The sequence below is a fragment of the Parabacteroides sp. PH5-46 genome (assembly GCF_029892785.1).
Classification (GTDB): Bacteria; Bacteroidota; Bacteroidia; order Bacteroidales; family Tannerellaceae; genus DFXE01.
In genome coordinates, this window is the sequence record NZ_JARXXA010000036.1 from 1 (window position 1) to 2,080 (window position 2,080).

A 2,080-nucleotide genomic window follows, 5' to 3' on the forward strand; every position below is an offset into this window, starting at 1 on the left:
AATAAATACAAACAAAAAATTGCCTATATCATTTTACGGATACAGACAATTTTATTAAGTGAAAAACTTAAAGCCGCTTTTTAAGGGGTGACTACATACTTTTCCATTGATGCGGAACGGGAGTTTTACAAGTCCATCGTCTACTTCAAATTCTTCTGCTGGTAAATCCTTATATTCTGCCGGAAAACTGTCTGATACGGCAAGTTTGCTTGACTTATAATCAATCAGCAGAATTTTATCCTGGAATATATCGGGAGCAATTGTTCCGATGTGTTTAGGTGTCGTCGAATGAATCGAATCTTTGGGTATTTCATCACCAAAATTCTGACGGTGCCAAACGTCAATTCCGTTGAATTCAAGTGTCTCCATTTGTAGATTGACATTTTTGAATAGTATATTTTCCACGCCCTGCGCCGACCCCAGTTTGTCTGCTAAAGAAGGATACTCATTCAGATAGGGAAGTATAGCGTTCCCGTAAAATTGTGTTCCAAACGTCCCTAAGTCAAACTGCATGGTAAAATCATGCGGCAAATCATCGATTCTTACCGGAATATAGAGATAAGCTTTCTCAATATATTTCCCGGAAATCGTATCTCCTTCCCAGTTGAATGAAATCCACTCCAACGATTGTTTTTGCGAACAACCTGCTAAAATCAAAATTAGGATAACGAAAGATACCCCTTGTTTACATGCTTTCATAGATATTTTTTTAATGTGAGTTTGATTCATTGTTCTTTGCCAATGATGCCAATCCACTTATGGCACCCAAATTCATGGAGTCCAGTGCCGAACTCGGTACTATGACCATAGAGCCTTTTTCTTTTAAACCCTCGAACAGCATATTCATGCCTCTAAGGTGCAATGCTACAGGATTATCGGTGTACTTTTTACTGGCTTGCTCAAACTTCTCGGCAATCTCGGTTTCGGCTGTTCCTAAGATAACACGGGCTCTTCTTTCACGCTCGGCCTGGGCTTCTTTACTCATCGCATCGGCTAAATCCTGAGGAATAGTGATATCTTTAATACCAACGGTCTGGCACGTAATATCCCATGGATTTGTATTTTCATCTAAAACCTGTTGCAAATCTGCGGCAATTTTATCGCGCTCCTGTAGAAGGGTCGATAGTTCGTGCTTGCCGATTGTATCCCTCAGGCCGGTCTGGGTAATGTGCTCAATGGCTTTTTGATACTCTTGCACCTCCAAGGCGGCTTTTTCTACATCCCAAACCGTCCAGTACACCACAGCATCCACATTTACCGGGACCGTGTCTTTGGTAAGGGTTTGCTCTGCCTTAAAAGAGTTTACTCTCACCCGTTGGTCAATATAAGTAGATACACGGTCAATGATGGGGATAATTACAAATGGCCCGGGGCCTCTTAAACCTTTGTACTTTCCCATACGTAATACCACTGCTCGTTCCCATTGGTCGGCAATACGGATGGCAGAAGCTAATAATCCGGAAAAAAGGAGAAAGAGTGCCAAGACCGGAATATTTATGATTTGCAAAATATACAAAACAACCGATACGGTAATCAGTATCAGCAATACAGAAAGGGAAATAGGATTAAACCATCCCTTGTTTACTACATTTGTTGTCATATTTGTTGTTTTTTAGTGGTTTCTATACTCCTTAATTCCTGTATGACTTCGTCGAGACTAAATCCATAACTGAATGCTACGGAAGAAAACTGTATGCAAATCTCTTTTAGTTTATCTTTCCACTCCTTTTCCGGTATCGCTTGTTCAACTTTGTTGATAAAAGTTCCGGCGCCTTGTTGAGTTTCCAAAATATTCTTGATCTCCAATTCTTTATACGCCTTAGAAACCGTGTTTAGGTTTACTTTTAACTCTACAGCAAGCGCTCTGACGGTAGGAAGCTGTTCACCTAACTTAAGCTGTCCGGATGCTATACCAAACTTTATTTGGTCGATAATCTGGCGATATACCGGTACACCACTGGAATAATCTAATAAAAATTTAATCATATAATTAGTCACCCCTTAAAAAGCGGCTTTAAGTTTTTCACTTAATAAAATTGTCTGTATCCGTAAAATGATATAGGCAATTTTTTGTTTGTAT

At 39.7% G+C, this 2,080-nt stretch carries 3 protein-coding genes; all 3 read right to left on the reverse strand.

Going from position 1 to position 2,080, the window contains the following annotated elements; genetic code table 11:
- Positions 1–54: 54 nt before the first annotated feature.
- Genes M2470_RS18390 through M2470_RS18400 form a run of 3 tightly spaced genes read right to left on the reverse strand, consistent with a single transcriptional unit; the run spans position 55 to position 1,986 of the window.
- The gene (locus M2470_RS18390; protein WP_280746448.1) at positions 55–699 is read right to left on the reverse strand and encodes a hypothetical protein; all 645 of its coding nucleotides are present in this window, start codon (positions 697–699) and stop codon (positions 55–57) included.
- Between the two features lie 10 nt (positions 700–709).
- Positions 710–1,600: a slipin family protein gene (locus M2470_RS18395; protein ID WP_280746447.1), complete on the reverse strand. Its 891-nt coding sequence runs from the start codon at positions 1,598–1,600 to the stop codon at positions 710–712.
- Positions 1,597–1,986 (reverse strand): GntR family transcriptional regulator, encoded by a 390-nt coding sequence (locus M2470_RS18400; protein ID WP_280746446.1) that lies wholly within the window; start codon positions 1,984–1,986, stop codon positions 1,597–1,599. Before M2470_RS18400 ends, M2470_RS18395 begins: the two co-directional genes overlap by 4 nt.
- Positions 1,987–2,080: the final 94 nt, after the last annotated feature.